29 protein-coding genes and 1 other RNA gene are annotated in these 25,955 nt (G+C 37.2%); 9 read left to right on the top strand and 21 right to left on the bottom strand.

The features are described from left to right. Positions 1–110: 110 nt before the first annotated feature. From rnpB to ABC371_RS15455, 8 genes are all read right to left on the bottom strand, one after another. Positions 111–505, bottom strand: an RNA gene (gene rnpB / locus ABC371_RS15490) — RNase P RNA component class B. 87 nt (positions 506–592) lie between these two features. After that, positions 593–892 carry a cell division regulator GpsB gene (gpsB, locus tag ABC371_RS15485; protein ID WP_136378034.1) on the bottom strand — a complete coding sequence of 100 codons (300 nt, stop codon included), beginning with the start codon at positions 890–892 and terminating at the stop codon, positions 593–595. A 94-nt stretch (positions 893–986) separates the two neighbouring features. Continuing rightward, positions 987–1,544, bottom strand: a complete 558-nt coding sequence (locus tag ABC371_RS15480) for an SLOG family protein (protein ID WP_412899370.1) — start codon at positions 1,542–1,544, stop codon at positions 987–989. Positions 1,545–1,676: 132 nt separating this feature from the next. After that, positions 1,677–1,913 carry a CotD family spore coat protein gene (locus tag ABC371_RS15475; protein ID WP_412897594.1) on the bottom strand — a complete coding sequence of 79 codons (237 nt, stop codon included), beginning with the start codon at positions 1,911–1,913 and terminating at the stop codon, positions 1,677–1,679. 511 nt (positions 1,914–2,424) lie between these two features. Then, entirely contained in the window at positions 2,425–3,687 is a 1,263-nt protein-coding gene (locus tag ABC371_RS15470) for a ribonuclease H-like domain-containing protein (RefSeq protein ID WP_412897593.1), read from the bottom strand. Between the two features lie 15 nt (positions 3,688–3,702). Continuing rightward, on the bottom strand, positions 3,703–5,988 hold the full coding sequence (locus tag ABC371_RS15465; RefSeq protein WP_412897592.1) for a DEAD/DEAH box helicase: 2,286 nt from the start codon (positions 5,986–5,988) through the stop codon (positions 3,703–3,705). Positions 5,989–6,122: 134 nt separating this feature from the next. Next, positions 6,123–7,583 (bottom strand): protein adenylyltransferase SelO, encoded by a 1,461-nt coding sequence (locus ABC371_RS15460; protein WP_412897591.1) that lies wholly within the window; start codon positions 7,581–7,583, stop codon positions 6,123–6,125. A 25-nt stretch (positions 7,584–7,608) separates the two neighbouring features. Next, the gene (locus ABC371_RS15455) at positions 7,609–8,481 is read right to left on the bottom strand and encodes a TetR/AcrR family transcriptional regulator (RefSeq protein WP_412897590.1); all 873 of its coding nucleotides are present in this window, start codon (positions 8,479–8,481) and stop codon (positions 7,609–7,611) included. Between the two features lie 154 nt (positions 8,482–8,635). On the opposite strand from ABC371_RS15455, the gene ABC371_RS15450 reads away from it, so the two are divergent. Beyond that, a complete protein-coding gene (locus tag ABC371_RS15450) occupies positions 8,636–10,141 on the top strand; it encodes an MDR family MFS transporter (RefSeq protein WP_412897589.1) in 1,506 nt (501 codons plus the stop codon). Between the two features lie 108 nt (positions 10,142–10,249). On the opposite strand, the gene ABC371_RS15445 is transcribed toward ABC371_RS15450, so the two are convergent. The 7 genes from ABC371_RS15445 to ABC371_RS15415 form a co-directional block, all read right to left on the bottom strand. Beyond that, entirely contained in the window at positions 10,250–10,450 is a 201-nt protein-coding gene (locus ABC371_RS15445) for a cold-shock protein (RefSeq protein ID WP_136377992.1), read from the bottom strand. 142 nt (positions 10,451–10,592) lie between these two features. After that, positions 10,593–10,799, bottom strand: coding sequence for a cold-shock protein (locus ABC371_RS15440; protein ID WP_116352318.1), 207 nt, complete (start codon positions 10,797–10,799; stop codon positions 10,593–10,595). 210 nt (positions 10,800–11,009) lie between these two features. Then, positions 11,010–11,903 (bottom strand): ABC transporter ATP-binding protein, encoded by an 894-nt coding sequence (locus ABC371_RS15435; RefSeq protein ID WP_412899369.1) that lies wholly within the window; start codon positions 11,901–11,903, stop codon positions 11,010–11,012. Between the two features lie 81 nt (positions 11,904–11,984). Further along, positions 11,985–12,983: an ABC transporter ATP-binding protein gene (locus ABC371_RS15430; RefSeq protein WP_412897588.1), complete on the bottom strand. Its 999-nt coding sequence runs from the start codon at positions 12,981–12,983 to the stop codon at positions 11,985–11,987. A 16-nt stretch (positions 12,984–12,999) separates the two neighbouring features. Then, entirely contained in the window at positions 13,000–13,929 is a 930-nt protein-coding gene (locus ABC371_RS15425; protein ID WP_412897587.1) for an ABC transporter permease, read from the bottom strand. Next, positions 13,926–14,855 (bottom strand): ABC transporter permease, encoded by a 930-nt coding sequence (locus ABC371_RS15420; RefSeq protein ID WP_412897586.1) that lies wholly within the window; start codon positions 14,853–14,855, stop codon positions 13,926–13,928. The genes ABC371_RS15425 and ABC371_RS15420 overlap by 4 nt, the downstream gene beginning before the upstream one ends. A gap of 131 nt (positions 14,856–14,986) precedes the next feature. Beyond that, positions 14,987–16,666 (bottom strand): peptide ABC transporter substrate-binding protein, encoded by a 1,680-nt coding sequence (locus ABC371_RS15415; protein ID WP_412899368.1) that lies wholly within the window; start codon positions 16,664–16,666, stop codon positions 14,987–14,989. Positions 16,667–16,928: 262 nt separating this feature from the next. Between ABC371_RS15415 and ABC371_RS15410 the strand changes: the two genes are divergently transcribed. The 5 genes from ABC371_RS15410 to ABC371_RS15390 all read left to right on the top strand — a co-directional run bounded on the left by ABC371_RS15410 (position 16,929) and on the right by ABC371_RS15390 (position 18,907). Then, the gene (locus ABC371_RS15410) at positions 16,929–17,624 is read left to right on the top strand and encodes a Crp/Fnr family transcriptional regulator (protein ID WP_412897585.1); all 696 of its coding nucleotides are present in this window, start codon (positions 16,929–16,931) and stop codon (positions 17,622–17,624) included. 113 nt (positions 17,625–17,737) lie between these two features. Beyond that, positions 17,738–18,217 carry an Hsp20/alpha crystallin family protein gene (locus tag ABC371_RS15405; protein ID WP_412897584.1) on the top strand — a complete coding sequence of 160 codons (480 nt, stop codon included), beginning with the start codon at positions 17,738–17,740 and terminating at the stop codon, positions 18,215–18,217. 66 nt (positions 18,218–18,283) lie between these two features. Next, positions 18,284–18,481 (top strand): hypothetical protein, encoded by a 198-nt coding sequence (locus ABC371_RS15400; RefSeq protein ID WP_136377983.1) that lies wholly within the window; start codon positions 18,284–18,286, stop codon positions 18,479–18,481. A 19-nt stretch (positions 18,482–18,500) separates the two neighbouring features. Further along, positions 18,501–18,749, top strand: coding sequence for a sporulation protein (locus tag ABC371_RS15395; RefSeq protein WP_412897583.1), 249 nt, complete (start codon positions 18,501–18,503; stop codon positions 18,747–18,749). 14 nt (positions 18,750–18,763) lie between these two features. Next, positions 18,764–18,907, top strand: a complete 144-nt coding sequence (locus ABC371_RS15390) for a hypothetical protein (RefSeq protein ID WP_412897582.1) — start codon at positions 18,764–18,766, stop codon at positions 18,905–18,907. Between the two features lie 55 nt (positions 18,908–18,962). Here ABC371_RS15390 and ABC371_RS15385 read toward each other — a convergent pair whose 3' ends face one another. The 3 genes from ABC371_RS15385 to ABC371_RS15375 all read right to left on the bottom strand — a co-directional run bounded on the left by ABC371_RS15385 (position 18,963) and on the right by ABC371_RS15375 (position 20,135). Next, a complete protein-coding gene (locus tag ABC371_RS15385) occupies positions 18,963–19,358 on the bottom strand; it encodes a YppG family protein (protein ID WP_412897581.1) in 396 nt (131 codons plus the stop codon). A gap of 121 nt (positions 19,359–19,479) precedes the next feature. Then, positions 19,480–19,845: a YppE family protein gene (locus ABC371_RS15380; protein ID WP_412897580.1), complete on the bottom strand. Its 366-nt coding sequence runs from the start codon at positions 19,843–19,845 to the stop codon at positions 19,480–19,482. 29 nt (positions 19,846–19,874) lie between these two features. Next, positions 19,875–20,135: a hypothetical protein gene (locus tag ABC371_RS15375; RefSeq protein WP_412897579.1), complete on the bottom strand. Its 261-nt coding sequence runs from the start codon at positions 20,133–20,135 to the stop codon at positions 19,875–19,877. Positions 20,136–20,338: 203 nt separating this feature from the next. Between ABC371_RS15375 and ABC371_RS24735 the strand changes: the two genes are divergently transcribed. Next, positions 20,339–20,443: a hypothetical protein gene (locus ABC371_RS24735; RefSeq protein ID WP_488192745.1), complete on the top strand. Its 105-nt coding sequence runs from the start codon at positions 20,339–20,341 to the stop codon at positions 20,441–20,443. Between the two features lie 23 nt (positions 20,444–20,466). Here the strand turns inward: ABC371_RS24735 and ABC371_RS15370 are convergent, their stop codons facing one another. Next, positions 20,467–21,486: a DUF2515 domain-containing protein gene (locus ABC371_RS15370; protein ID WP_412897578.1), complete on the bottom strand. Its 1,020-nt coding sequence runs from the start codon at positions 21,484–21,486 to the stop codon at positions 20,467–20,469. 188 nt (positions 21,487–21,674) lie between these two features. Here ABC371_RS15370 and recU point away from each other — a divergent pair, with 188 nt between their 5' ends. Beyond that, positions 21,675–22,277 carry a Holliday junction resolvase RecU gene (gene recU / locus ABC371_RS15365; RefSeq protein ID WP_412897577.1) on the top strand — a complete coding sequence of 201 codons (603 nt, stop codon included), beginning with the start codon at positions 21,675–21,677 and terminating at the stop codon, positions 22,275–22,277. Between the two features lie 89 nt (positions 22,278–22,366). After that, positions 22,367–24,895: a PBP1A family penicillin-binding protein gene (locus tag ABC371_RS15360; RefSeq protein WP_412897576.1), complete on the top strand. Its 2,529-nt coding sequence runs from the start codon at positions 22,367–22,369 to the stop codon at positions 24,893–24,895. A 33-nt stretch (positions 24,896–24,928) separates the two neighbouring features. On the opposite strand, the gene ABC371_RS15355 is transcribed toward ABC371_RS15360, so the two are convergent. Next, positions 24,929–25,285 carry a YpoC family protein gene (locus tag ABC371_RS15355; RefSeq protein WP_412897575.1) on the bottom strand — a complete coding sequence of 119 codons (357 nt, stop codon included), beginning with the start codon at positions 25,283–25,285 and terminating at the stop codon, positions 24,929–24,931. Next, positions 25,278–25,937 (bottom strand): endonuclease III, encoded by a 660-nt coding sequence (nth, locus tag ABC371_RS15350; protein WP_412897574.1) that lies wholly within the window; start codon positions 25,935–25,937, stop codon positions 25,278–25,280. Before nth ends, ABC371_RS15355 begins: the two co-directional genes overlap by 8 nt. Positions 25,938–25,955 lie beyond the last annotated feature (18 nt).

Raw genomic sequence — 25,955 nt, 5'->3', positions numbered from 1 at the left:
TTGTAAAGCAAGATTTGCAACTTAAATGGTTATGTATGCAAACAAAAAGCTCTTCATCATGAAGAGCTTTGTTTCTTTATTCATCATGTAAGTATCGTTAATTAATAACGTTCTGTAAGCCATGTTTTGTTCCATCGTACTTCAGTCGGTAAAACGAATACCTCGTACTCCGGTGGTAATCATCTATCTACAAACGATAAATCGTTTGTCCTTCTCCTTGTTCATTTCCAAGAGAGAAAGTGCCCCTACCATAATTTGGGTTTCTCGCTCGTGGGGTTTACCTCGTTCCACTCTTGTAATTTCTTACAAGACTTCGTCACTGTGGCACTTTATAGGTAGTCAAACCATATCCAAAATGGACTTAGGTTTTTTTCCTGCCGTTAGCAAAGATTGCTCCTCACTACCCTAGCTTATCATTTCGCTAGGCACGAACACTACGGACATCTCAGCCCGTGCGAGCATGGACTTTCCTCTGCAGGTCACCCTGCAGCGATTACCCGAACGTTATTAATGTGTGCAAGAAATAGTATAGTAAAAAAACATTACAATTGCAAGTGATAACCGTTGGTAGTTTTTCCCAACAGTACAATCCTCAATCGTACAGTTTACTACCAAATACATGTTTTTCAAGGTTTGATAATCGTTTTAAAATATCAAAATTAGTTGTACCCGTTTGCGCCTGTGGTTGTTTCTTAAAAGAATCCTCTAGTTGACGCTTTAATCGAAGGTTCTCTTGTTGAAGCTCTTCAATTTCTTGATAAAACGTTTCATAATCCTTGATGATCACATCTAAAAATTTATCAACTTCTTCTTGTTTATAGCCTTTCATGGCCGACTTAAATTCTTTCTCAAGTATCTGCGTTGTTGTTAATTTTATTTTATCAGATAACATTAGTTTCACCTCGATACACTTTCCCCATTATTTCTGTTTCTATTTTTTCAAAAATTTAACGTATTGTCAATTTATATTCCAAAAGCTGAACCTTTCAATATTCGTTATTGGCGTATTGTTCTTCTTCAGCAATTACTTGGAGATCATATGCGTTAATCGTAATAAGCTGATAGCCTTCATTTTCACACTTCTTTTTCGCATCAGCATAAATATAACGTGGACTCCCATCCTTTTCCTCATCATATAGTATTATGAAAGCATCACTTTTGTCTAGAAAGAAAGCATTTTTCAGTCGGAATTGTGATGGATTATCATATTTTCGGTTTGTGATACTGTTTACATAGTCTGCTTGCGACAGAATTAATTGGTAGTATTCTCTGTTTGTTTCGTTCCATTTTTCATCTTGCTCAAGGAATGGAGTTATTACAGCAAGCTTGAGGTCGGGATATTCTTCTTGAAGCTCAAAAGTGATTTCAGCAGCCCAAAGCTCGACACCAAGTTGTCCACTAATGATGACCCATTCTAGTCCATCCTCAATTAAGGGGAGAAGCGCTTTTTTAAGGGCTAGTTTGATATAGTGGATTCCAGGATGGTCTTGTCCAAAAATTCCAAGTTCAAACGGTTTATATCCTGTAATTGCAACAACTTTTATCATGTCAAGACTCCTTTATTTATTGATCTTCTCTTTAGGTATCCAACTATCATATGTAAAACAGGAACCATTACAGTTCCTGTTGTGTTTTTGTTCATTTTATTTGTTACGTTTTTAAATTAAGTGAATGGTTTACCGGCCAATAAATGGTCCAGGTGGCATTGCTCCACAATTGAAGTGTTGGTTTGTTACTTCAGTCGCAACAGATTCTGTATGCGGGTAATAATGCATATGTTGATACATATGATGATTTATATGTTGCGTATGTGAAGGATGAATATGTGGAACAATTGTTTTACAGCAGTGGTGTTGAACACAACATTTCGTTGGTGATACAATAGGTTGCATTACATTTGTTGGACAATACATATTTTTTATCTCCTTTCCTTCATCTGTCTTACAGTAATAGCCTATGAAGGAAGGTAGAGTCATGTACTAATCAAAACACCTATTTTTTAGAGGATGTTTAAAAAGTGCGGTGAATATGACGCATCGAATTTCTTCGTTGGCTTGCTTCTCCGTTCCTCACGTATTAACTGCATACGCTCCGGTACTCAAAGCTGCACCGCCTCGAAATTCTCGGTCCTCTTCATCCTCCTTTTAAAACACCTATTTTTATTAGAAAATGGCATATGAGCCGTCTTTAATTCCGGTTAATATAAGGACAATTAATACCAACACAAAAAAGTATAGAAATAAAATTTTCTTATACATTCTATTCTCGCTCCATCTAAAATAATATTTCCCTTACACAAAACACTATTTTACATGGTATTACATTGTTCTACAATGACAAAAGAAGGAAGTAACCAAATTTTCATAAAATCGACATGCAAAACGCGAAAAACCGCTAATTTTGCGCTTACCCGGGTAATATTTTTTAACTTTTCCGAAGTTTTCTACATATCCTTCCGATTCGTTTCTCAAAGTCGCTCTCTATTTTCGCATTTTTTGTCTTATTATCTGAAATCCTTGATTCTTTCCATCTCATGAATCCACTATTTGCAAAGTCCCATGCGGTTTCGAAATCTTTTTCATGATGCTCAAAATATTTCGCAAGCTCTATACTTGCTACAATCGCATCCTGATCCTCCCCATTTTCATATACTTCCATGAATAGCCTCATTGCTTCTTCAAGCTTTTTCTCCTTTTTTAAAAGAAAAGCGAGGGCAAGCTTTGCTTTCGTTTCCTTTTCGGAATCTACATCAACTACTTGTTGATACAATTCCAGTGCTTTTCTGGTCTCCCCTAAGTCTTCAAGCCACCTTGCGACTTCGTATTTATCAGAGGTATACCTGTTTTTTTCATTCAAAATTACAGCACCTGATAAATGAATGTATAAAGTTAATAAAGATAAAATATCGATTTCATTATGCCTCATGACGCCAAAGATTCCATCTGGAGCCTGATTTTCCACAAAATCAAAATAAAGTATCGGTGCTAAATATCCCGGGACATCACCTTCACGTTTGATATCAAGAATTTCCTTTTCAACATTAGACAGCCTTACAGAATCAAGTTTGTTTTTCCATAGCCTTCTAGCTGCATGATACAAATCAAAATGTCCAAAATCAGGTAAGTTTGGCAGTGCATCCCGAATTAACGTATGCCTTGTTTTTACCTGTGGCCAATCAAAAGATTTTCCGTTATATGTGACTAGGGTTGTATAATCAACACTTGAAAGGAAGCTTTGGTACAACGCAACCTCAGCTCCAGGATTGGGTAAAAAATGTTGAGTGAGAATTATTTTATCATCATGAACCCTTGCATGTCCTAATAAGAAGATTGTATTGCCTGTCCCCCCACCTAATCCTGTAGTTTCAGTGTCAAAGAAGAACAAATCAGATGGCTGATGTCCCTTTGCGGACAACGGATGCCTTATGGAAGATGAATTCCACATGTCAATCACATCGTTTAATTTAGAAAATGAATATAAACCATGCTTATAATTCAATGGATATTCTACTTTACGAACCATGCAATATGTGTCATCAAAATAAAAGGGTTCGGCTCCAAATTCTTTCCATTTATCAAGAAAGGGAATTTCCTCCATCAAAACAGATGATTCGACAATTTCCGATTTAGTGTAATCTTCTTTTACAATATGATTTTTTAGTCGGTTTAATTTCCCTTTAATCGACATAATGAAACTCCTCTACTATATTCCATACTTACTCTGTTTCAGCTTGGAAATTAAGGTTAGTGCGTCCATTTTGGCTTTTTTCTGAATGACATCTGTCCCAATACAGGATGGACAGCCAGTTTCACAGGCGCATTTTCGGATTAATTCTTCAGATTCAGTAAGAAGATTTTCCATTGCATCATAGACTTTTTCACTTAAACCAATTCCACCTGGATAACGGTCGTATAAAAAGATTGTCGGCTGCTCATTGTGTACGGCTTTCACCTGTGGAACAACATGCAAATCGGACGAATCGCACATTGTCATAAGCGGAGCAACATGCCTTAACACATTCGCAACACCTACCAAGCCTTCTTCAATTCGCTCGTCACTAAATCCTTCTAGCTCTGATTTTTTTAGACTTATCCATGCAGAAGATGTATGGAGCTCCTCTTCTGGTAGATGAATCGGTCCTGATCCGATATTCTCATGTGTTTCAAATTTTATTTTTTTAAAAATCGTTGCCATCGCTTGAACGGATACATCTCCAAAACCAATTTCGATGGATTCATTTGAGCGTTCCTTATCAACCTCTAAAACCCGAAGATTAACTGCTAAGTTTGCATCTGTGAAATAATCCACATCTACCTCTCTCACAAAAGCCTTCTTTTCTTCCCAATCTAGCTTTTCAACCTGATATTGTACACCTTGGTGCAAGTAAATAGCTTCCTCATGAAGTAAGGTCATTGCACTAAACCGATCCATTTCCCCAATCACTTTCACCGCCGCAACATCCGTCTGATCAATAATCACAACATTCTCTTGTGAAGCTGAACGCAGGCTAATATTGTGGGCAGGAAAGGAATCATTCATCCAGTACCATTTATCCCCGTTTTGATGCAGAACCCTCTCCTCAGTTAAAAATTCTAAAATATCCTCAAGATCAAGGTCACCAAATGTATCTCCCGTCTTAAACGGCAATTCATAGGCTGCACACTTAATATGATCGATTAAAATCACAAGATTATTAGGGTTAATTCGAGCTGTTTCTGGATTTCTACTAAAAAAGTATTCTGGGTTTTGAATCATATATTGATCAAGTGGATTTGAGCTTGCGACCATGAAGATGACAGCTTCTCCTTGGCGTCGACCAGCACGACCTGCTTGCTGCCAAGCACTAGCAATCGTTCCAGGGTAGCCAGTCATAATACACACCTGAAGTTGTCCAATGTCAACACCTAGTTCAAGCGCATTTGTGCTAACTACCCCGTAAATATCACCATTCCGAAGGCCATGTTCGATTTCACGGCGTTGCTTAGGCAAATACCCCCCACGATAACCACGGATTGCTTTCGGTCCGAGCTTATGTTTCACGAGTTCCTGCAAATACGTTAAGATTATTTCTACTCTCACCCTACTTCGCGCAAAGACTATCGTTTGAATTTTATTTTGTAAAAATTCACTGGCTAGTTTTCGCACCTCAAGTGTCGCACTTCTACGTATATTGAGGGGTTTATTAACGATTGGTGGATTGTAAAAAACAAAATGCTTTCTACCCGTTGGTGCACCATTATTTTGGATTAATTCCATTTTAGTTCCGGTCAAATTTTCAGCGAGTTCCTGCGGATTTGCAATAGTCGCTGATGTACACATAAAAATTGGGCTACTTCCATAAAATTCACATATTCGTTTCAAACGCCTAATGACATTGGCAACATGGCTTCCGAAAACACCACGATATGTATGTAGCTCATCTATCACAACATATTTCAGATTTTCAAACAATGAGACCCATTTTGTATGATGAGGAAGAATAGCCGAATGCAACATGTCCGGGTTCGTAATGACAATATGTCCTGCTTTTCTTACCTTTTGACGGATATTTGCTGGTGTGTCCCCATCATATGTATAGCTGTTAATCGCAACTCCCATTTCCTCAATGATTTCATTTAGTTCACTTTTTTGATCCTGAGCTAAGGCTTTTGTAGGAAACAAATAGAGTGCACGTGCCTGATCATTTTCAACGATTGTTTGTAAAACAGGCAGATTGTAGCAGAGGGTTTTACCGGATGCTGTCGGAGTCACGGCAACGAAATTCTTCCCACTTTGTGTTATTTCGTAGGCAGAATGCTGATGGGTATATAACTGATGGATCCCTCTTTTATCTAAAGCTTCTTGTAATCTATCATCAATAGATTCTGGAAGGTCCTTTGTTTTGGCGGAGGTAGCCTCAATCGTATGCCAGTGAACAATGTTTTTTGCGTATTGCGGGTTTTCTTTTATAAAATCCATTAATTCATGGATGTTTTTCCGAAACTTCATTAACCATCACCTCAGAATTTCTACCTTTATTGTACAGAATAAATGTTCGTTTTTGAAGTGATTTCACCTAAATATACAGTTGGTATTTTTAGCATAAAAAAAGCACACCATTAAAGGCATGCTCAAAGTTTTCATTACGTTCCACAAAAAGTTCGATATGGAGTATTTGATGGTTCCGGGAGATTTGCGAATTCCGCCTGCTCCTCTGAGTGTGCAAACGGGGCTTTTAATACTTCTAAAAGTTTTCCCATGACACTGTAATTACCTTCAAGAGCCTTCTCAAGTGCTTCTTCAACTCGATGGTTTCTCGGTATGACTGCTGGATTCGAATTTATCATTAAATCCTTAATATCTTTTGCTGTTTCCTTCTGTCTTTTTTGTCTTTCCTTCCATTTTTGATGCCAATTTTTAAATCTATCTACGCTACTACTGGCAAGATCATCTATCTTATCGAAGGTTAAAGCGATAAACATATTTGTATAATCTGCTTGGCTTTGTTCCATCAACTCTAGGAATTCTTCAATTAGTTCCTTATCACCTTCCTCTTGATTGAATAAGCCCAGCTTTGCCCGCATTCCGGTCAGCCATTTTTCCAGATAAATTCCATTGTATTTCGATATTTCTTGCTGTGCTAATTGAAGTGCTTCTTCCTCGTTTTCATGTAGTAAAGGTAATAGGCTTTCAGCAAAACGAGCAAGATTCCAACCACCGATATATGGTTGATTTCCATAGGCATAACGCCCTCCAGTGTCAATAGAGCTAAACACTGTTTTCGGATCATATGTATCGATAAATGCACACGGTCCATAATCGATGGTTTCCCCGCTTATTGCCATATTATCTGTATTCATAACACCGTGTACAAACCCTACAAGCTGCCATTTCGCGATTAAGGCCGCTTGACGTTGAATCACCTCACGTAAAAGTGCAAGATAACGGTGTTCCTCATCCTTAATTTCGGGGTAATGACGTTCAATCGTATAATCCGCTAATTTCCGCAGTTCATCTTTTTTTCCAAGTCCTGCAATAAATTGAAATGTGCCCACCCGAATATGGCTAGATGCAACACGAGTAAGGATTGCGCCTGGTAAAACCGTTTCTCGATAAATCGGCTCACCTGTTGTTACCACAGCTAGGCTTCTAGTGGAAGGAATTCTTAAACCATGCATAGCTTCACTAATGATATACTCACGCAACATCGGACCAATTGCGGCACGGCCATCTCCACCTCGGGAATATGGTGTACGCCCTGCCCCCTTCAGCTGTATATCATAGCGAGCACCATCAGGTGTAATCTGTTCACCGAGCAACACAGCACGGCCGTCTCCTAGCATCGTAAAATGCCCAAATTGGTGACCGGCATAGGCCTGGGCAATAGGTGTAGAACCATTAGGAATTTGATTTCCAGCAAAGATTTCGACCCCTTCTTCCACCAGAACCTGTACACCTAAACCGAGTGATTCAGCTAATTGTTTATTTAAGATAACGAGCTCTGGATCACGTACAGGTGTTGGAGTTGTCTTTGCAAATAATTCTGTTGGCAACTGCACGTAACTGTTATCGAAGTTCCAACCCCATTCATTTTTCGTAATCATAAACACCCCTTTTCACTTCATAGTATTACTGCATTCTTATAAAATACCAAAGAAAATTTGTAAATGTGTTAACTTGAGTTTCCATTTCTGTTTGTATAAAAGACTGCTGAAATGGTTTTATTAAAGGCTGCAATACACTCTTGCGAATTCGGTCCCGCTGCAATTCTGACACAATCGTATCATAAAGATCTTGCTGGTCTGTTGTAAATGTGGCTTCCTTCTCTAAATTCTTTGCCAAATCTAAAAGTTCTTCAAGTGAAAGCACTTTTCGATCAATTCTAGCTTGTAAAAAATGGAGTGATGTGGGATCAAGCAAGGAACTCCCCTTTTCTTTCATAATTGGAATAATAGCTTCTAAATACGTCAACACAACTTCGACAATACGATGAATCGATTGTTCACTATTGGTTATTTTGATTGTAAATATGATATAATGCATCATTCCATAAAAGAGAATCGAAAGTTCAAACCCATATTCCCTAACTTCTTCACCATAGACTTCCACAAATCGTCCAGCCAACCATTCCAATTCATGAATGCGATGATGCATCACCATTTTTTTAAGTTCAACTTCATTTGAATTTAATATTGATTCAAATATAGTATTAAGATTTCGTTCCTTATTTAATTCAGTCAAAATCGATATTTGATCAATTAATACGGTTCGATCTGTCTCGTCTTTTCCAACCTGCATCTCCATCCGAATTTGACTAGCATCGTAACGAAGCCCCTCTAATATTTCAGCAATACAATCATTTTTATTCGAGAAATAATTGTAAAAAGTACCTTTTGAAATATTTGCATGTTCAATAATATCTTGTATGGAAGTTTGTTGAAATCCTTTTTCAACAAATAACTTTAATGCGATATCCGCTACTCGTCTCCTACGCTTATTCATACGCCCTCCACTAATTTCCTTCTTATTCCATGTAACCAATTTATTTTTTTCATAAGAATATTATACCTTAAGTATAAATATATTGCACAAATTGAACTTGTGGTATAAAATCATTCAAGTAATAATTTAAAGAATGAATTGAGGGGATACATTTATGGAATCAACAATACAAGAAAAAAAGCCTCCATATTTGATGTTAGCATTACTTTTTGTAGGGGCTTTTGTTTCGTTTTTAAATAACTCATTATTAAATGTTGCATTACCATCTATTATGGTTGATTTGAATATTGAAAATTACTCAACTGTTCAATGGCTTGCAACGGGCTACATGCTTGTAAGTGGTGTGCTAATTCCTGCTTCGGCATTCCTAATTACAAGGTTCTCAAACCGAAGCCTATTTATTACATCAATGCTAATCTTTACAATCGGTACTGCCATGGCTGCATTCGCTCCAAACTTTGGAGTATTACTTGCAGGACGTATGGTTCAAGCAGCAGGTTCTTCTGTAATGGGGCCATTGTTGATGAACATTATGCTCGTGAGTTTCCCGCTAGAAAAACGTGGTACTGCAATGGGTGTTTTCGGATTGGTTATGATTACGGCACCAGCAATTGGTCCTAGTTTATCAGGCTATATTGTTGAGCATTACGACTGGCGCGTTTTATTTGAAATGATTTTACCGCTTGCAGTGATTAGTTTAGTTCTCGCAATTTGGAAATCTAGAAACGTGATGGAAGTTAATAAAAATGCAACAATCGACTACCTTTCTGTAATATTATCAACACTTGGTTTTGGTGGGTTATTATACGGATTCAGTTCTGTAAGCAGTGATGGATGGACGGATTCCCTTGTATTGACATCATTAATTATTGGTGGGATTACACTCATCTTATTTATTTTACGTCAATTAAAATTAGATAAACCAATACTCGATTTAAGAGCATATAAATACCCTATGTTTACACTAGCTTCTTTAATTGCCATTGTGAATGCGGTAGCGATGTTCTCTGGAATGATTCTAACTCCTGCTTATGTGCAAAGTGTTCGTGGTATATCGCCATTCGAATCTGGACTAATGATGCTTCCGGGTGCCATTGTTATGGGAATTATGTCACCAATTACTGGTAAATTATTTGATAAATTTGGTCCTCGACTTCTATCAATTTGTGGTCTTATCATTACAGGAATCTCAACCTATTTATTAACACAATTACAGATTGATTCTTCATACACCTATATCATTACAGCATACACTCTTCGTATGTTTGGAATGTCAATGGTCATGATGCCAATTATGACAAACGGATTAAATCAGCTACCAGCACATCTATATCCACATGGAACAGCGATCAATAATACTGCTCAACAAGTTTCTGGTTCTATCGGAACCGCCGTTTTAGTAACAATCATGAATAGTGTCGCTAAAACTGAAGGTGAAAGCCTTGTAGCAAATATGGATCCAACTACAATAACTGAAACAACACAAGTTCTTATTGGCAAACAAGCTTTACTTGCGGGCATTAATTATTCCTTCCTTGTTGCCCTAGGTATTAATATTGTTGCCTTAATTTTAGCTTTGTTTATTAAACGAGTAGATGTACGTGGAAAAGGAATGCCAACGCTTGAAAAAGCAACTTCAGGCAAGACCGCTACAAATTAATATAATGCCCCCTGACTTTTTGCTCAGGGGGTTTTTCATTTCCTTTTAACAATCAAAAAAACAGATCCTAAAATAGAATCTGTTTTGAACGGTTTATATTTGGTTCATTTACATTTTTTGAACATTAGCCGCTTGTGGTCCTCTGCTACCTTCTTCGATATCAAAAGTAACTTCTTGACCTTCTTCTAACGTTTTGAACCCTTCGCCTTGGATTGCTGAAAAGTGTACGAATACATCGTCTCCACCTTCAACTTCGATAAATCCAAAACCTTTTTCACTGTTAAACCATTTTACTTTTCCTTGTGCCATTATGTTTCCTCCTATGTAATGCAACAAAATATTGTTGCAAGGTATTGCATGAATTATTATGTCCATAGAAAAAACTTTTTATAACCAAAAAGTCGATTCTATTTTTCAAAAAAAATTTAGTGGAGGAAAACAACGTATAATCTTATGCTAAAAAGCTTTTATTATGGTTATTCACAACCTGTAATAATCTTGTATTTGTCTCCATTTCTGATCCACACAATGGGCAGTTTGGTTCTGTAGTACTCTTAAAATTATCTCGTACCCATCCATTACATTCCTCAGATGTGCATTCCCACACCTTCGTTTCTTCAGTAACAATTTCTTCGACTGGTCTTCTTCCAAAAGCCATTCAAATCATCTCCTTTGTTTTGGTCGGCACGAAACGTTACAAAAACCATTACAGCTATAATAAAAAAACTTATTATAAAAAGTAGTTCTAAGAGCGCAAACAAAGCGCTAGGTTTCCCTGAGAAACTCCTTATAATAAGTATTATTATTAATTTATCTCTATTAATTAAATATTATACCACTTTCTGCCTATATTTGTAAAACTGCCGTATTATTCATCATATAAATGGCACGCTGTGAAGTGAGACGGCTTTACTTCCTTCCACTTTGGAATTTCAATTGCACATCGTTCCATTGCATATTTACATCTTGTTCGAAACACACAACCCGATGGTGGAGATAATGGAGTAGGCACCTCCCCTTCTAGTACAATTCGCTCCCGTTTCACAGTTGGGTCTGGGATTGGAACCGCGGACAACAAAGCTTTTGTGTACGGGTGCAGTGGTTCATCATACAGAGACCCGCTATCCGAGAGTTCGACCATGTTTCCTAAATACATCACAAGGATTCGGTCTGATATATATTTAACCATTGATAAATCATGGGCAATGAATAAATAGGTTAAATCCATTTTTTCCTGTAAACTCTTTAACAGATTAACAATTTGCGCCTGAATGGACACATCCAATGCTGAGATTGGTTCATCACAAACTATAAATTTTGGGTGAACCGCCAATGCTCTCGCAATTCCTATTCGTTGCCTTTGTCCCCCGCTAAATTCATGCGGGAATCGATTGGCATGCTCTGGACGAAGCCCAACCAATTCTAAAAGTTCATGGACCCGTTCTTTTCTCTTTTTACCTTTTGCGAGATGGTGAATATCAAGTGGCTCCCCAATAATATCCTCAATTTTCATCCTTGGATTTAGTGAAGCATATGGATCTTGAAAAATAATTTGCATATCCTTGCGTAGTTCCTTCATTTGCCTTTGATTAAACTCATAAATATTTTCCCCTTCAAAAAGGACCTCACCGGCTGTAGGTTCCATTAAGCGGATGATTGTTTTTCCCGCAGTTGATTTTCCACAGCCACTTTCACCTACCAACCCAACCGTTTCCCCTTTATTAATAATTAAATTTAAATCATCAACCGCTTTTAGTGGCATCTTTTGGATGGGAAAGTATTTCTTCACATTTTTCACTTCAATCAACTTTTGAGTTTTTACAGCCACTTGCAAACCTCCTCCTTAGACGAAATGCTTACGATTTTTAGCCATCGGATGCTTTAACCAACACGAGCTGTATTGGGTCGGGCTAACTGCCTCAAATTCCGGTTTATGCTCTGCACAAATTTTCATTGCCATTTCACATCTTGGATAAAATGAGCATCCCTTTGGCGGGTCAAGTAAATCTGGAGGGGTACCAGTAATGGTTGAGAGTTTTTCATGTTTATCCATATCTAGCCGTGGGATAGATTTTAACAATCCCTTCGTATATGGATGAGTCGGTTTAGAAAAGATTTCTTCAACACTACCTGTTTCCACGATTTCACCTGCATACATCACAACAACCTTACTACACATTTCTGCTACAACACCTAGGTCATGTGTAATTAAAATGATTGATGTATCTGTTTTCTGCTGAAGTTCCTTCATTAGTTGCAAAATTTGAGCCTGAATGGTTACATCAAGTGCAGTAGTGGGTTCATCTGCTATTAAAAGTCTTGGCCTGCAGGCAAGGGCGATCGCAATCATAACTCGCTGCCTCATTCCACCAGAAAATTCATGAGGATATTGATGAATGCGTTTTTCAGGCTGTGAAATCCCTACCAATTCAAGCATTTTAATAGCATGCTCAAGTGCATCCTTTTTGGAAATCCTTCTATGACGAATAATTCCTTCTGCAATTTGAAACCCAATCTTTGTGGTAGGGTTTAATGATGTCATCGGATCCTGAAATATCATCCCTACCTCATTTCCTCTTATTTTTCCCATCGCTTTTTCTGATTTTCGGACAATATTTTCTCCATTTAACATGATCGAGCCTTTTTCAATTTTGGCTTGTGGAGATGGAAGAAGTCGCATGATTGATTTGGCTGTCACACTTTTCCCACAGCCTGATTCCCCAACAATGGCGATTGCTTCCCCTTTTTTCACTGAAAAGGAAACTCCTCTAACCGCCTTAACCTTCCCAGCACTTGTATCAAATGAAACATTCAAATCATTAATTTCTAATATATTTTCCATCTACTTATCCCCCTATCTATTTCCGCAATTTCGGATCGAGTGCATCTCTTAATCCATCGCCGAACACATTAAAAGCAAACATTGTCAGCGAGATGAGAAACGCTGGGAAAAATAGTTGATAGAAATTACCGATTAATATACTACCTAATGCATCATTTGCCATCGTTCCCCAACTTGCTTGCGGAGCAGGAATTCCAAGACCTAAAAAGCTAAGTGTTGCTTCTGCAAAAATCGCAGTTGGAACGGTTAATGTCACGTTAACTAAAATCGGTCCCATCGTGTTTGGTATCATATGCCTGCGTAAAATCCACGAGGTTTTCGCCCCCATTGCATTTGCAGCTTGAACATATTCATATTCCTTGAGCTGAAGTACCTGTCCGCGTACTAGTCTCGCCATCGGTATCCAACCGGTTATTGACATTGCTATAATAATCGCCCATATTCCTCTTTCAAGTACAATCATCACTAAAATAACCATCAATAAGTATGGAATGGCATAAAGCACTTCCGCGATTCTCATCATGATATTATCGGTTCTGCCTCCACGTATACCGGAAATACCTCCGTAAATAATCCCCGCTACAAAATCAATCAGAGCTGCCATTAGCCCAATAAACAACGAAATCCTAGCACCATACCATGCACGTGTAAACAAATCTCTTCCAGATGCATCCGTTCCAAACCAATGCTCTGCATTCGGTCGAAGGTTCTTCTTTGTGAAATCCTGCTCATAATACGTGTATCCGTTTAAATAGGGTCCGATAATCGCCAAGATTCCAATAATGATGATGATAATGAGCCCAAGCATCGCTAATTTGTTTTCCTTAAGCCGGTTCCAGACATCCCCCCAATAGGAAATGCTAGGTCTAGCAATTTTTTCTGCTTCCGTATATTTTTGCTCAACAGGTGCAAACATGTCTTCTGTAAGATTTGGTTGATTTTTCATTTACTCTCCCCCGTTACTTTAATTCTAGGATCAATCCACGTATAGGCGATATCAACAATGAGAATAAAAAGAATGAGGATTGCAGAGTAGAAAATCGTCGAACCGAGAATGACTGGATAATCTCGATTAAAAATACTCGTTACAAACATTTCTCCCATCCCTGGGATACCAAAGATTTTTTCAATAATAAAGCTTCCTGTTACAATATTGGCAATAAGGATTCCAACAATTGTTACAACAGGCAAGATTGCATTTCGAATCGCATGCTTCAAAATAATTGCACCTTTTTTAAGTCCCTTGGATTTTGCAGTTAATATATAGTCCTGGCTCATCACTTCTAGCATGCTTGACCTCATTAACCTCGCGATAAAGGCCATTGGCATCATCGCAAGTGACAGAGTTGGAAGTACCGTATGGGACCAAGATTTCCAGGTTGCAACTGGAAACCAACGTAATTCCACGGCTAAGTAATTAATAAGAAAGGTTGCCAGAATAAAGTTGGGTACGGAAATCCCGATAATTGCTAGAATCATAGAGGAATAATCTGGCCATCTATTACGATAAAGTGCCGCAATGATTCCAAAGAGCAAGCCTAGTGGGATTGCAATCAATAAGGCTTGTGTTCCTAAATGCAAGGAAACAGGGAAGCCATGCACGATCAAGTCATTCACTGTTAGGGTTGAGGATTTGTAAGAAGGCCCAAAATCAAACTGTAAAATAGAAAGTAAATAAAGACCATATTGTACAAGTAAAGGTTTGTCCAAATTATAATAGCTTTGAAGATTATTATAGACTGCCTCTGGCATTGTACCTTCTTGGGCAAATGGGTTTCCTGGAATACTATGCATTAAGATGAATGTAAGTGTGATAATTACCCAAAGGGTTACAACTGCAAGGACTATCCGTTTTCCAATATATTTAAGCATGTTATCCCCCTTATTTAATGGATCGTCAACTACAAACGGCCATATCCTTTGGCAAACGTAGTCGTCAGCACATCATATGCAAGTAAAAATCGGGTATGCTGGATTCCAGCATACCTCGATTTCCTAGATACCTATTTTTTGATATCTGCATAAATGAACTGTGGATAACTATTAATTGGTGTGAAGATGCCAGTTACATGTGGTTTTACAGTAAATGGTTTTGTATAGAAATAAACTGGAACAACCGGCATTTCATCCATTAAGATTTTTTCTGCATCATGCATGGCTTTCATTCGTTCTTCTTGATTCATTGTTGTTTTCGCCAAGTTAACCAGCTTATCGTATTCAGCATTGCTCCAGTTCGCATCATTATATGGTCCATCTGTTACCCATAGATCCATGAATGTCATTGGATCTACATAGTCACCAACCCAGCCCGCTCTGGAAATTTCATAATCTCCTGCTTTTTCTCGGTCTAGCTTCACTTGGAACTCGACGTTTTCTAATGTAATGTCAACTCCAAGATTTTTACGCCACATTTCCTGAACAGCCTCCGCTATCATCTTATGTCCTTCAGACGTGTTGTAAGTTAACGTTACAGCAGGAAACTTATCGAGCCCTTCTTCAGCTAGTCCTTCTTCCATTAACTTTTTCGCTTCTTCAATATTAGCTTCGAATAGTTTTCCTGTATTTTCTTGGAAATCACCTGAAACATCAGGAATTCCTGGCGGTACAATCGAATAGGCAGCTTTTTGACCACCTTGAGCCACATGCTCCACAATCGTTTCACGATCAATCGCCATTGATAATGCTTTTCGAATCTTTACATTAGTAAATGGCTTCTTCTCTGTGTTTAAATTGTAGTAATAAACAGCAAGATCCGTTCCAATTTCGAACTCAGGGTTGTTCTGATCCTTTAATTGTCCAATGACATCCTGAGGTAAAGGATATACTAAATCCAACTCATCCGATTGGTACATTTGCCATGATGTATTCTCATCATCGATAATAACAAAATGAACTTCATCTAAATTGATTTTGTCTTTATCATAATAGTTTTCGTTCTTTGCAAGCTTCATGCTTTCTTTATGCTTCCACTCAGTCAATTTAAAAGCACCATTTGATACATAGGAATCTGCTTCCTGGTACCATTCTGGATTTGCTTCCTGTACGGATTTATTAATTGGATAATACGTATAGAAAGATGTTAAATCTAGGAAATATGGAGTTGGTTGGGCTAGCTTAACTTCTAATGTTGTATCATCTACTGCTTTTACACCAACCGCAGCTTCAAGTGCAGCTAAATCCGCACCATCTTCTGCAGAGTTGTATTCCTCTCCACCCTCTAAATAATAGAGTTGGTATGCATATGTAGATGCAGTTTCTGGGTTTAGTGCGTATTTCCAAGCATACTCGAAATCATGAGCGGTAACAGGGTCACCATTGGACCATTTTGCATCACTACGAAGCTTGAAAGTCCATGTGAGTCCATCCTCACTTGGCTCCCATGATTCAGCCATTCCAGCTACGATTTCTCCTTCAGGCGTCTTTTTTGTTAAACCCTCAAATGCATGTTCAAGAATCCATGAATCATGTGTTCCTTGTGCAGTACCAGGATGTAATGAACCAGGCTCTTCATTATTATTAAGGCGAAGTATCTTTGGTCCAGATGCTTCCTGATCGTTCTCTTTTCCTTCCTCACTAGGAGTTGTTGGCTTTTCTGGTTCATTCGTTGTTGATTCACCACTAAAACAACCAGATAAAGCTAAAAAGATAGAAAGCAATAAGACCAATGCAACTGAAAGCTTCATTTTCAAACAATTGACCCCCTATACTATTTTTTGAAACCATTTTGATTTCTACATTAAATCTATAAATAAAAACGAGAAAATATTACATATGAAGTAAATTTCTTTATTATTTAAGTGATAAGGACTAGTTTTTCTTTCATACTTTAATACAACGACCTTTTAGCCTGGTAAATTCTCTCTGCCTGAAATCTGGTAATACTTTACCTATAATCTAGTAGTTTGGTACACTTAAAGTAATAGAGAAAACATGGAGTGAAAGCAAATGAATCGGATTGAAATAACTGAGGTTTTACGAACGGTACCACTTTTCAAAGAATTAACGAGCAATGAATTAAATGAGATGGTGAACATTGCTCAATATCGTCAATATAAAAAAGGTACACATGTTTTTATGCAGGATGATCCTTTAAAGAATGTTTATTTTATCTATAAAGGTAAAGTCAAAATATATAAAAATGATATAAATGGGAAGGAACAAATTGTAACAGTCCAAAAAGATGGAGATATGTTCCCCCATGTTGGTTTTTTCCGAAAAGGGAATTATCCAGCTTATGCTCTAGTTATGGAGGATACGCAAGCAGTGGTTATTTCCATTTCTCATTTCGAGAATGTTCTTTTACAGCATCCACAGGTTAGCATTAAGCTTTTCCGCGTAATGGGAGAGAAAATTGTAGACCTTCAAAATCGTTTGGAGGCTCAAATTTTAAATAATACATATGAACAAATAATTAAGTTAATCATGCGCCTATGTAATACAGATGGCCGAGTACTCTCCGATGGTAGGATCATGATGACCACACAATTCACGAATAAAGATTTAGCGAATATGATTGGAACTACACGTGAAACAGTCAGCAGAACTTTAACTAAATTAAAGAAAAAAGAGATTATCGAAATTGATGAAAAAGGGAATATCATTGTTGATCCAGAAACCTTAGAGGATGAACTATTCTTATAAGACAGAACTGAGCCCAATTTAAGCTCAGTTCTTTTTTCATGCCTAAAACAAAAACATTTTCAATGGAATTGAATATAGTGTGAGTAGATAAAGCGTCTAGGGAGGAGAAAAGCGTGAAAGACGAAAAGTCAGATAAACCAATCCGAAAATATGATAATGAGTCATTCGGTCCACTGATGAAATCAATGAATGAATTCTTTAGCCAACAACCTATTAAACGTCTGTTAGATACCATTGATGATTTCTTTGAAAGGCCGTTTCCCTTTGCATCCATACCCGTGGAAATGTACGAAACAGATACAGAACTTATTATTTCAGCAGAGATACCTGGGATTAAAAAAGAACAAATCGACATCGAATATTCAGAAAGATATGTTACAATCACTGTCAATCATGTTGAAGAATTGGAAGAAACCAATGAAAAAAAGCAATATTATGTAAAGAAGCATTCATTAAATAAAGCTAGTCGGACTATCGCATTACCATATCCGATTCATACAAATAATTTAAATGCATCATATGTAAATGGAGTCCTCAAAATTCGTATCCCTAAACAAAGAAGGCGTAAAATTACGATTGATGAGAGCATGTAAAATAACATGCTCTTTTTTACATACTTTCGATGGAAGATTAGCATCATATGGCTAGGAGGTGTAATAGTGGAGAAGAAGTTAGGCAATCAAAATTTACCTGATTTTAAAGAACTGAATGACCGTTTTATTGCAGAAGCTAGTGATGAGCCCATTCTTGTGATAAAAACGAATCTAGATCCAAAAAACTCAACGGAAGAAAACCCCTATTATAAAGAATCTGAATCAGATGATGAGGAATTTTCCTCATTTTTCGAAGAATCCTAAAACGAAACGGGGATTAACTATGGACAAAACGCTAGGCTATTTAGTAGAATCTATTTCAAATTATGGAGATGAAAATAACATAAGTCGCGCTATATTAACAAAATTGGTAAATAATCAATACCGCTCTGAGGAAGCTTTGGTTAGGGATTTGGATGAGGAAGAAATCGAATTTTTGAACAAGATCCTTCCTGATGAAATCAATTATGCAATGGATGAAAAGGATTTTACACGTGTAAATCAATTAAACGAAGTATATGAATTGCTTTAGAAAAGGTGGAACGGATGGTAAAAGGATTTAGTACTAAGCAATATTCAAATACAGACGTCGAGGAAGTAAAGCGTCTTAATGCGAATTCTGGATTATCGTATAATGAAGCATTACAGCTTTTAGCAAAACAATATAATGAACAAAAGAAGAAACCATAACTTATGTAAAAAAGAAAGCTGAAATCCTTATGACAGCTTTCTTTTTGTTTATCTTCTAAACCTTAAATGCTTTCGTTAACCCTTTTACAATTGAATTAACTTGGTTTATCGTACCGACCATTTGACCCGCTGTGTCCATCATTTTATTGATGTCGTAGGTACCATCATCTTTCTTAAATTGATTGAGGATGGTCCCTCCCCCTTTTTTCTGCAACTGCTCCATCCCAATTGGATAGGGTGTTGGATATGGTGTTTGGGGTGTTTGGTACCCAGATGATGAATATCCAGGATAACTGTTGATATTATAATGCATGTACGAAGGAGGATAATAGGGATTCCATTGGGCCTGATTGTCTCCACCATAAAATTGTTGATAGGTCGCCTGGTCATAAAATGGCCACGAATAACCATAAGGTCTTAAAGCTTTGTTCCTGCCAAAAGATTGATACATGTGGAACAAACCTCCTGTGATGTTCGTTTTCTATAGATTATGTAAAAACAGGCTTAGGTGTTCATCCCTATAAAAAAAGATACCATTTAGGTATGGGTATCTTTTAACAATAGGTATTTACTTAATTTGGAGTTGTCACCTTCACAAGGATGTTATCAAGAACGTACTGGATTGATTCGTACATATTTTTAAAGCGTTTGACTTTAGTATCCTGGTAAAAGCTTTGGATAGTGATATGTTGGATGTTTTCATGGGTCGCATCAATCTGATTGGGATGAAGGTTTTTAGGAAATTCTTTGTTAATCCAGAAAATTGCCAACTCTCTCCAATTGTCCGCTATTGCCATTGTATCATCGACAAAAGGCTTTACTTCTTTATAAAAATCTACCTCATATGATTCACTTTCTTTAATATCCTCTAATCGTTTAAGCGATTGATCACAGAGATCCTTTAGCATATTTGTTTTTGCGAGTAAATCTGTATACATTGTCTCACCTCAACATCTATCATACCGTTTTAGTAGCTTAATGTTAAGTGATAGGAATGCTCCTTATCGGTTTCTGATACTCGCCCACCCTTTTGATTGTGATACTCATTACGCAATGAGGTTATATCATTTTCAATCTGCTTCATATGATAAATATTCTGACTTCCTTCTTCATGTAAATGCTTCCCTACCTCTGTCTGAATTTGCATATCAATTTTGTTTAACGTAGAAATCAATTGATCAATACTTTCAAGAACATGTCCTTTTTTCGTAAGTTCATCCTTCAACATATCCACTCTCCTATACGAACTCTTTTTAAAGTAAATTCGATGTGAATTATTTTCCTCCTGCACGCTTGACAAAACTAGTTTGCATTCGTCAAAGAAAGTGGAATTCTCCCATTGTTTATCCCTGTTTTCGACAAGGGATTCATACATTTTAAGAATGGTTTCCCCGAAAGATGCTCACACTACCTGTAGGAGGTGAAGATTCTATGGCAAAGCAAAATAAAAAGAAAAACAAACAAGTACGTAATGAAGAGAAAGCACCTGGTTATGGAGACAAAAAACTGGAAGGACCTGATCGGCCATCCACATAATATACATACAAAGGCTGAAAAGTTCAGCCTTTGTTTTTTCCTAGTAAATCCTCTATTAATATCCCAAGTTTCATCTGCTTTTGCTTTTTTAGAAACCAATTTGTAAGCTCAACTTCGTCATTTAACTCAACTTCGTAAAACCATTTTTCATTCCTTTTACCTTTATACCAATCAACTATTTTATCTTGTTTATGCCTAATAATCGGATAAGTAGTGCGTAAAAATGGAGTATTACGAAATCTTCTTTCCGAAACATATTGCTCATAATCAAATCTTGACCCTGTGTGCTCTACCTTATTAGAAAATCTGAGGAATTGCTCATAATACCTGTTGTGAAATAACAAGGATGCAAGCTTTTTACCAAGTTCAATTCGTGCATCTAATTTTGTGAATTGATGAACAGAGAAACCGTATAACCTTCCTTCAAGTGTTGGAAAAATGACAGAACTAAAGTGAAAAAAATCTTGAAGATTATAAAAAAGGCGTTGAAAAACCCTTTTCCTATAAAACGGATGCTCGATAACTGGCTTTTGGATGATGTTTTGTTCATTAATGATTTGGGCGGTTACTAAACGGTTTCCTTCTCGATGCCTCCAGTAATATTCCCATTCAACTTCAATAAATCGAGATACAGAAAAATATTTGAGCAAGTGAAAGTAAGGTTTACCTAATTGATTTGAATATTCGTAAACTAAGAGTTGTGGGTACGCATCGGAAAAAATAAGCCAATTCGCTCGTTCATATGTATGGAACAGAAATTTCCGCTCTTTTTTACTGAATATCTTAGGAAACCACTCTCCTTCAAGATCCGTCATGTTCCAACCAGCATTTCGAGATACTTGACTTGCTAAAAAGGACCATCTTATCTCATTATGTCTTCGATAGTAGCTTGCGTAACTTTTGGTCCTCGAGATATTGTCAAGATTTCCTTTTGCCGTTTTTTCATTTATTTTATATAAAAGTTCTTTTTCTTCTATCGTTAATTGAAAATCTTGCATTCTTCGTTCATTAACCTTTTTTTCAATTTCTGCAATCTCATTCATGCATGCACACCTCTTACAGTATAGTGTGCCCCATCCCTTAGAGCTCCACGCCCCCAAAAGTATATTTTCAGACGAATAGTATGGTATAGTGATTGTAATTCTATTGACCTTAACCCAACTGTTTAAATTTCGTTAAACTATTTACCAAATTTTTTTGGTATAATAGGTGTCTTAAGGGGGATGGGAGAATGGAATTTCGTTATCCAAATGGAAAAGTATATAAGCCCCAGCAGGTAAAAAACAAGCCACATCTCAAGCAAAGAATCTATGGAAATCGTGGGATGACATTAGAAGAGGATCTAAATGAAACCAATCAATTTTATTTGGAACAGGAAATCGCCGTTGTCCATAAAAAACCAACACCTGTTCAAATTGTAAACGTAGATTACCCACAAAGAAGTGCTGCCGTCATTAAGGAGGCATATTTTAAGCTAGCGTCAACAACCGACTACAATGGCATTTACAAAGGCCGTTATATTGATTTTGAAGCGAAGGAAACGAAAAATAAAACCTCTTTCCCGCTCCAAAATTTTCACGAGCATCAAATTAAGCATATGTCTGATTGTTTAAAACAGGATGGAATTTGTTTTGTGATCTTACGTTTTACAACGTTAGATGAAATCTATTTCCTTGAAGCAAAACACCTTTTGACCTTTTGGAAACGAAAATTAGAAGGCGGTAGAAAATCGATTACGAAACAAGAAATCGAAACGTTTGGTCATCATTTAGCTATTGGTTATCGTCCAAGAATTGATTATGTTAAAGTTATTGACAAGCTTTATTTTAACTAGAAAGAACAGCAATTACGCCAGGAATGAAACAAATCTTTCCTCTCATACGTCATATTATAGGAAAGCATTTTGAAAGGCAGGAAACAAGTATGTCTGAAAAATATCAATCACGTGAAGAGCGTCGACATGCAAATCAAAAGAAAAAAAAGCGAAAAAAATCTAAAGGCTCGATTTTTAAACGAATCTTATTAATTATCCTATTAATTGGAATTATCGGTATGGTAGCAGGCGCCACAACATTTTTCGTGATGGCAAGCGGTGCTCCAGAATTAGATGAATCCCTCCTAAAGGATCCACTTTCATCTAGGGTATATGATATGAATGGCAATAAAATTTATGAATTCGGGGCAGAAAAACGAACATACGTGCCTCTAGATCAAATACCTGATGATTTGAAAAATGCTGTATTAGCGGTTGAGGATGCCCGATTCTATGAACACCACGGTTTAGATGTGATACGTCTTGGTGGAGCTGTTGTTGCCAATCTCACTGAAGGATTTGGTGCAGAGGGTGCTAGTACTATTTCACAACAGGTTATTAAGAATTCCTTTTTCGTTGAGGGTGAGAAAAAGCTCAAAAGAAAAGCACAGGAGCTATGGCTTGCATTTCAATTAGAACGCAAATATTCAAAAGATGAAATTCTTGAAATGTATTTAAACAAAATTTACTACGGTGTTGGAAACACATATGGTGTTGCAAAAGCCGCAGAATTATACTTTGGAAAGCCACTGGATGAACTCGAGCTTCACGAATCTGCATTTATAGCAGGGCTTGGACAAAATCCAGGAATCTATAACCCATTTGTTCATCCTGAGAATGCAGAAAAGCGAAGAAATATCGTGTTAAATCTCATGGTTAGGCATGAATTTATTACGAAAGAAAAAGCAGATGCTGCAAAAAAAATTCCAATTGAATCATCAATTGTAGAATCAAAAGAACAGTCACATCCTATCGATTCTTTTATGGACCAAGTAAAAAATGAGCTTAAAGAATATGGCGATATTGATGTGTATAATGCTGGCGTGAAAATTTACACAACTTTTGATCCTGAAGCACAAGCACATGTTGATTCATTATTGGCAAATGAAAATCCAGATATTCAATTTCCAGATGAGCAATTTCAAGCTGGAATTGCAATAGTAGATACGAAAACAGGTGAAATTAGAGCATTAGGTGGCGGAAGAAATCAAGCACAAAATACACGTGTTAATTTTGCACTTGATAACTCCAACCAACCTGGCTCAACAATCAAGCCTATTTTGGACTACGGTCCTGCAATTGAGTATTTAAAATGGTCAACCTACCATCAGATAAAGGATGAGCCATACACCTATTCAGATAAAAAACCTATAAACAACTTCGACAGAAAATATATGGGGCAAATTACAGCAAGAGTTGCTTTAGCCCATTCAAGGAACATTCCAGCACTCAAGGCATTCCAAGAGGTTGGCGTTACAAAGGCTACGGAATTTGCAAACAACCTTGGCATTACATTTGAAGAACGAATTAATGAAGCATATGCAATCGGCGGAATGTTAGGAGGTATCTCCCCTCTTGAAATGGCTGGTGCCTACGCAACTTTCGGTAACCAAGGAAACTTTATTAAACCACATGCAGTTACTAAGATTGTCTTTCCAGATAATCGAGAAGTTGACCTTGCACCAGAACCTGAGACAGCAATGTCTGAAGCAACAGCTTTCATGATTACAGACATGCTAAAATCAGTTATGGACTTTGGTTCTGGACGAAGATATGATGTTTCTGGATTGCAAATTGCCGGCAAAACGGGTACAACAAACTACACCGCAAAAAATATTAAAGACTATAATATTCCTGCTGGTGGTGTTCCAGATATATGGTATAGTGGTTACACTCCAAGCTATACGGTTTCCATTTGGACAGGTTATAGAAGTAACAAAAACGCAATCATGCCTGCTGATCAAGGCTTAGCACTAAAACTATTTAGAGACATCATCACCAACCTTTCTGAAGGTAAAGAAGCAGAGGATTTCGTAATGCCGAAAACAGTCGTTAAGGTCGGAGTGGAAAAAGGATCTAATCCTGCGAAACTTCCAAGTGAATTTACGCCAAAAGATGAAATTGTCTATGAATATTTCATTAAAGGTACAGAACCGACTGAGGTGTCAGATAAATATGATAAGCTAAATCCACCATCAAATCTTGATGTAATGTATGACCAAGTTACAAATCAACTTAATTTAACATGGGCTTATGCAGAAGGAGAAATGGAAGGAAATAGCTTTGAAGTTAGTGTTTCAATTGACGAAGGACCTGCAAAAGTTCTTACAACGACCAAAGAATTAACCTATACGGTTCCTGATGCGATCCCAGGGGCAATATACAAGTTTAGTGTAGCAGCTGTGAATGATGAAAATTCTGAAAAGCGCAGCGACCCTACTTCGACAACGATAGAAGTTCCAGAACCACCTGAAGAAGAAATCGAAATCCCACTACCTCCTACTAATCCAGGAAATGGAAATGGAAATGGTGGCGAAAACGATGGCGATACTGGTGGTGATGGTGAAGGAAGCGGAGAAGGTGACGGTGGAGTACCAATCTTCCCTCCACTCCCACCTACAAACGGAGACCGAGAATAGGAATAAAAATAACGCACAGATCATAACTGTGCGTTATTTTTTATGCTTACGTATTTTCGTTTTGGCATAAAGTTTTAATAATTCATGATAAAGTTCATTTAATTGAACAAATGAGTGATATTGACTCGGCTTTTTTAAAATAAATGAAAGACGCTCATCAAGATTAATTGGTTTATAATCCAAGTCTTTAAGGCCATTTTGAAGGATTTCTTTATCCGGAGGTCTCTTCTTTCCATTCATTACGAATAAAAAGGTTAAAAAAGCATCAAGAGTTTCATCCATTGGCTCTTTTACTGCTGATTTTTCCCTGTTGCGAAAAAGATTCGTTAAATGTTCTTTCCGAGCAGTCCACTTTTCAGTTATATCCGCAATGATTTTTTCATTATCCAATCTTGTCTTTCCCCTTCATACGCTTTTTGCCTTCTCGACAAACCTCAAGGAGTGGACAAATTTCACATTGGGGATTCTGTGCCTTACAATGGTATCTTCCGAAAAAAATCATCCTATGATGGGTTGCAGACCATTCTTCCTTAGGAACCTTATTCATTAATGTCTTTTCAACCTCTAAAACAGAGTCCTTCCATCTACAAAACCCAAGTCTTTTGCTAACTCTTTCCACATGTGTATCAACTGCAATCGCCGGAATACCGAATGCAACGGAGACAACAACATTGGCCGTCTTTCTACCAACTCCGGGGAACTTTGTTAATTCATCACGGTCTTGTGGAAGGATACCACCATAGTCTTCTAGCAACATTTGACATAGCTTACGTATGTTTTTTGCCTTGTTTCGATAGAGTCCAATAGAACGAATATCATTTTGAAGTTCTTCTAGAGAAACTGCTAAATAGTCCTCAGGGGTTTTGTATTTTTCAAAAAGGGATGCCGTTACTTTATTTACCAATGCGTCTGTACATTGGGCAGATAATGAAACAGCAATCACCAATTCAAACGGATTCCTATGGTTTAACTCACAATGAGCATCTGGGAACATCTCCCCCATTGTGTCTAGACAAAATCGAATTTGTTGTTTGTTTAACATAATATATCACCTTATATA

The organism is Bacillus jepli (assembly GCF_047238305.1).
GTDB lineage: Bacteria > Bacillota > Bacilli > Bacillales > Bacillaceae_L > Ferdinandcohnia.
Note: the sequence above shows the minus strand (reverse complement) of the source record. Positions and strands in the feature narration are given on the sequence as shown.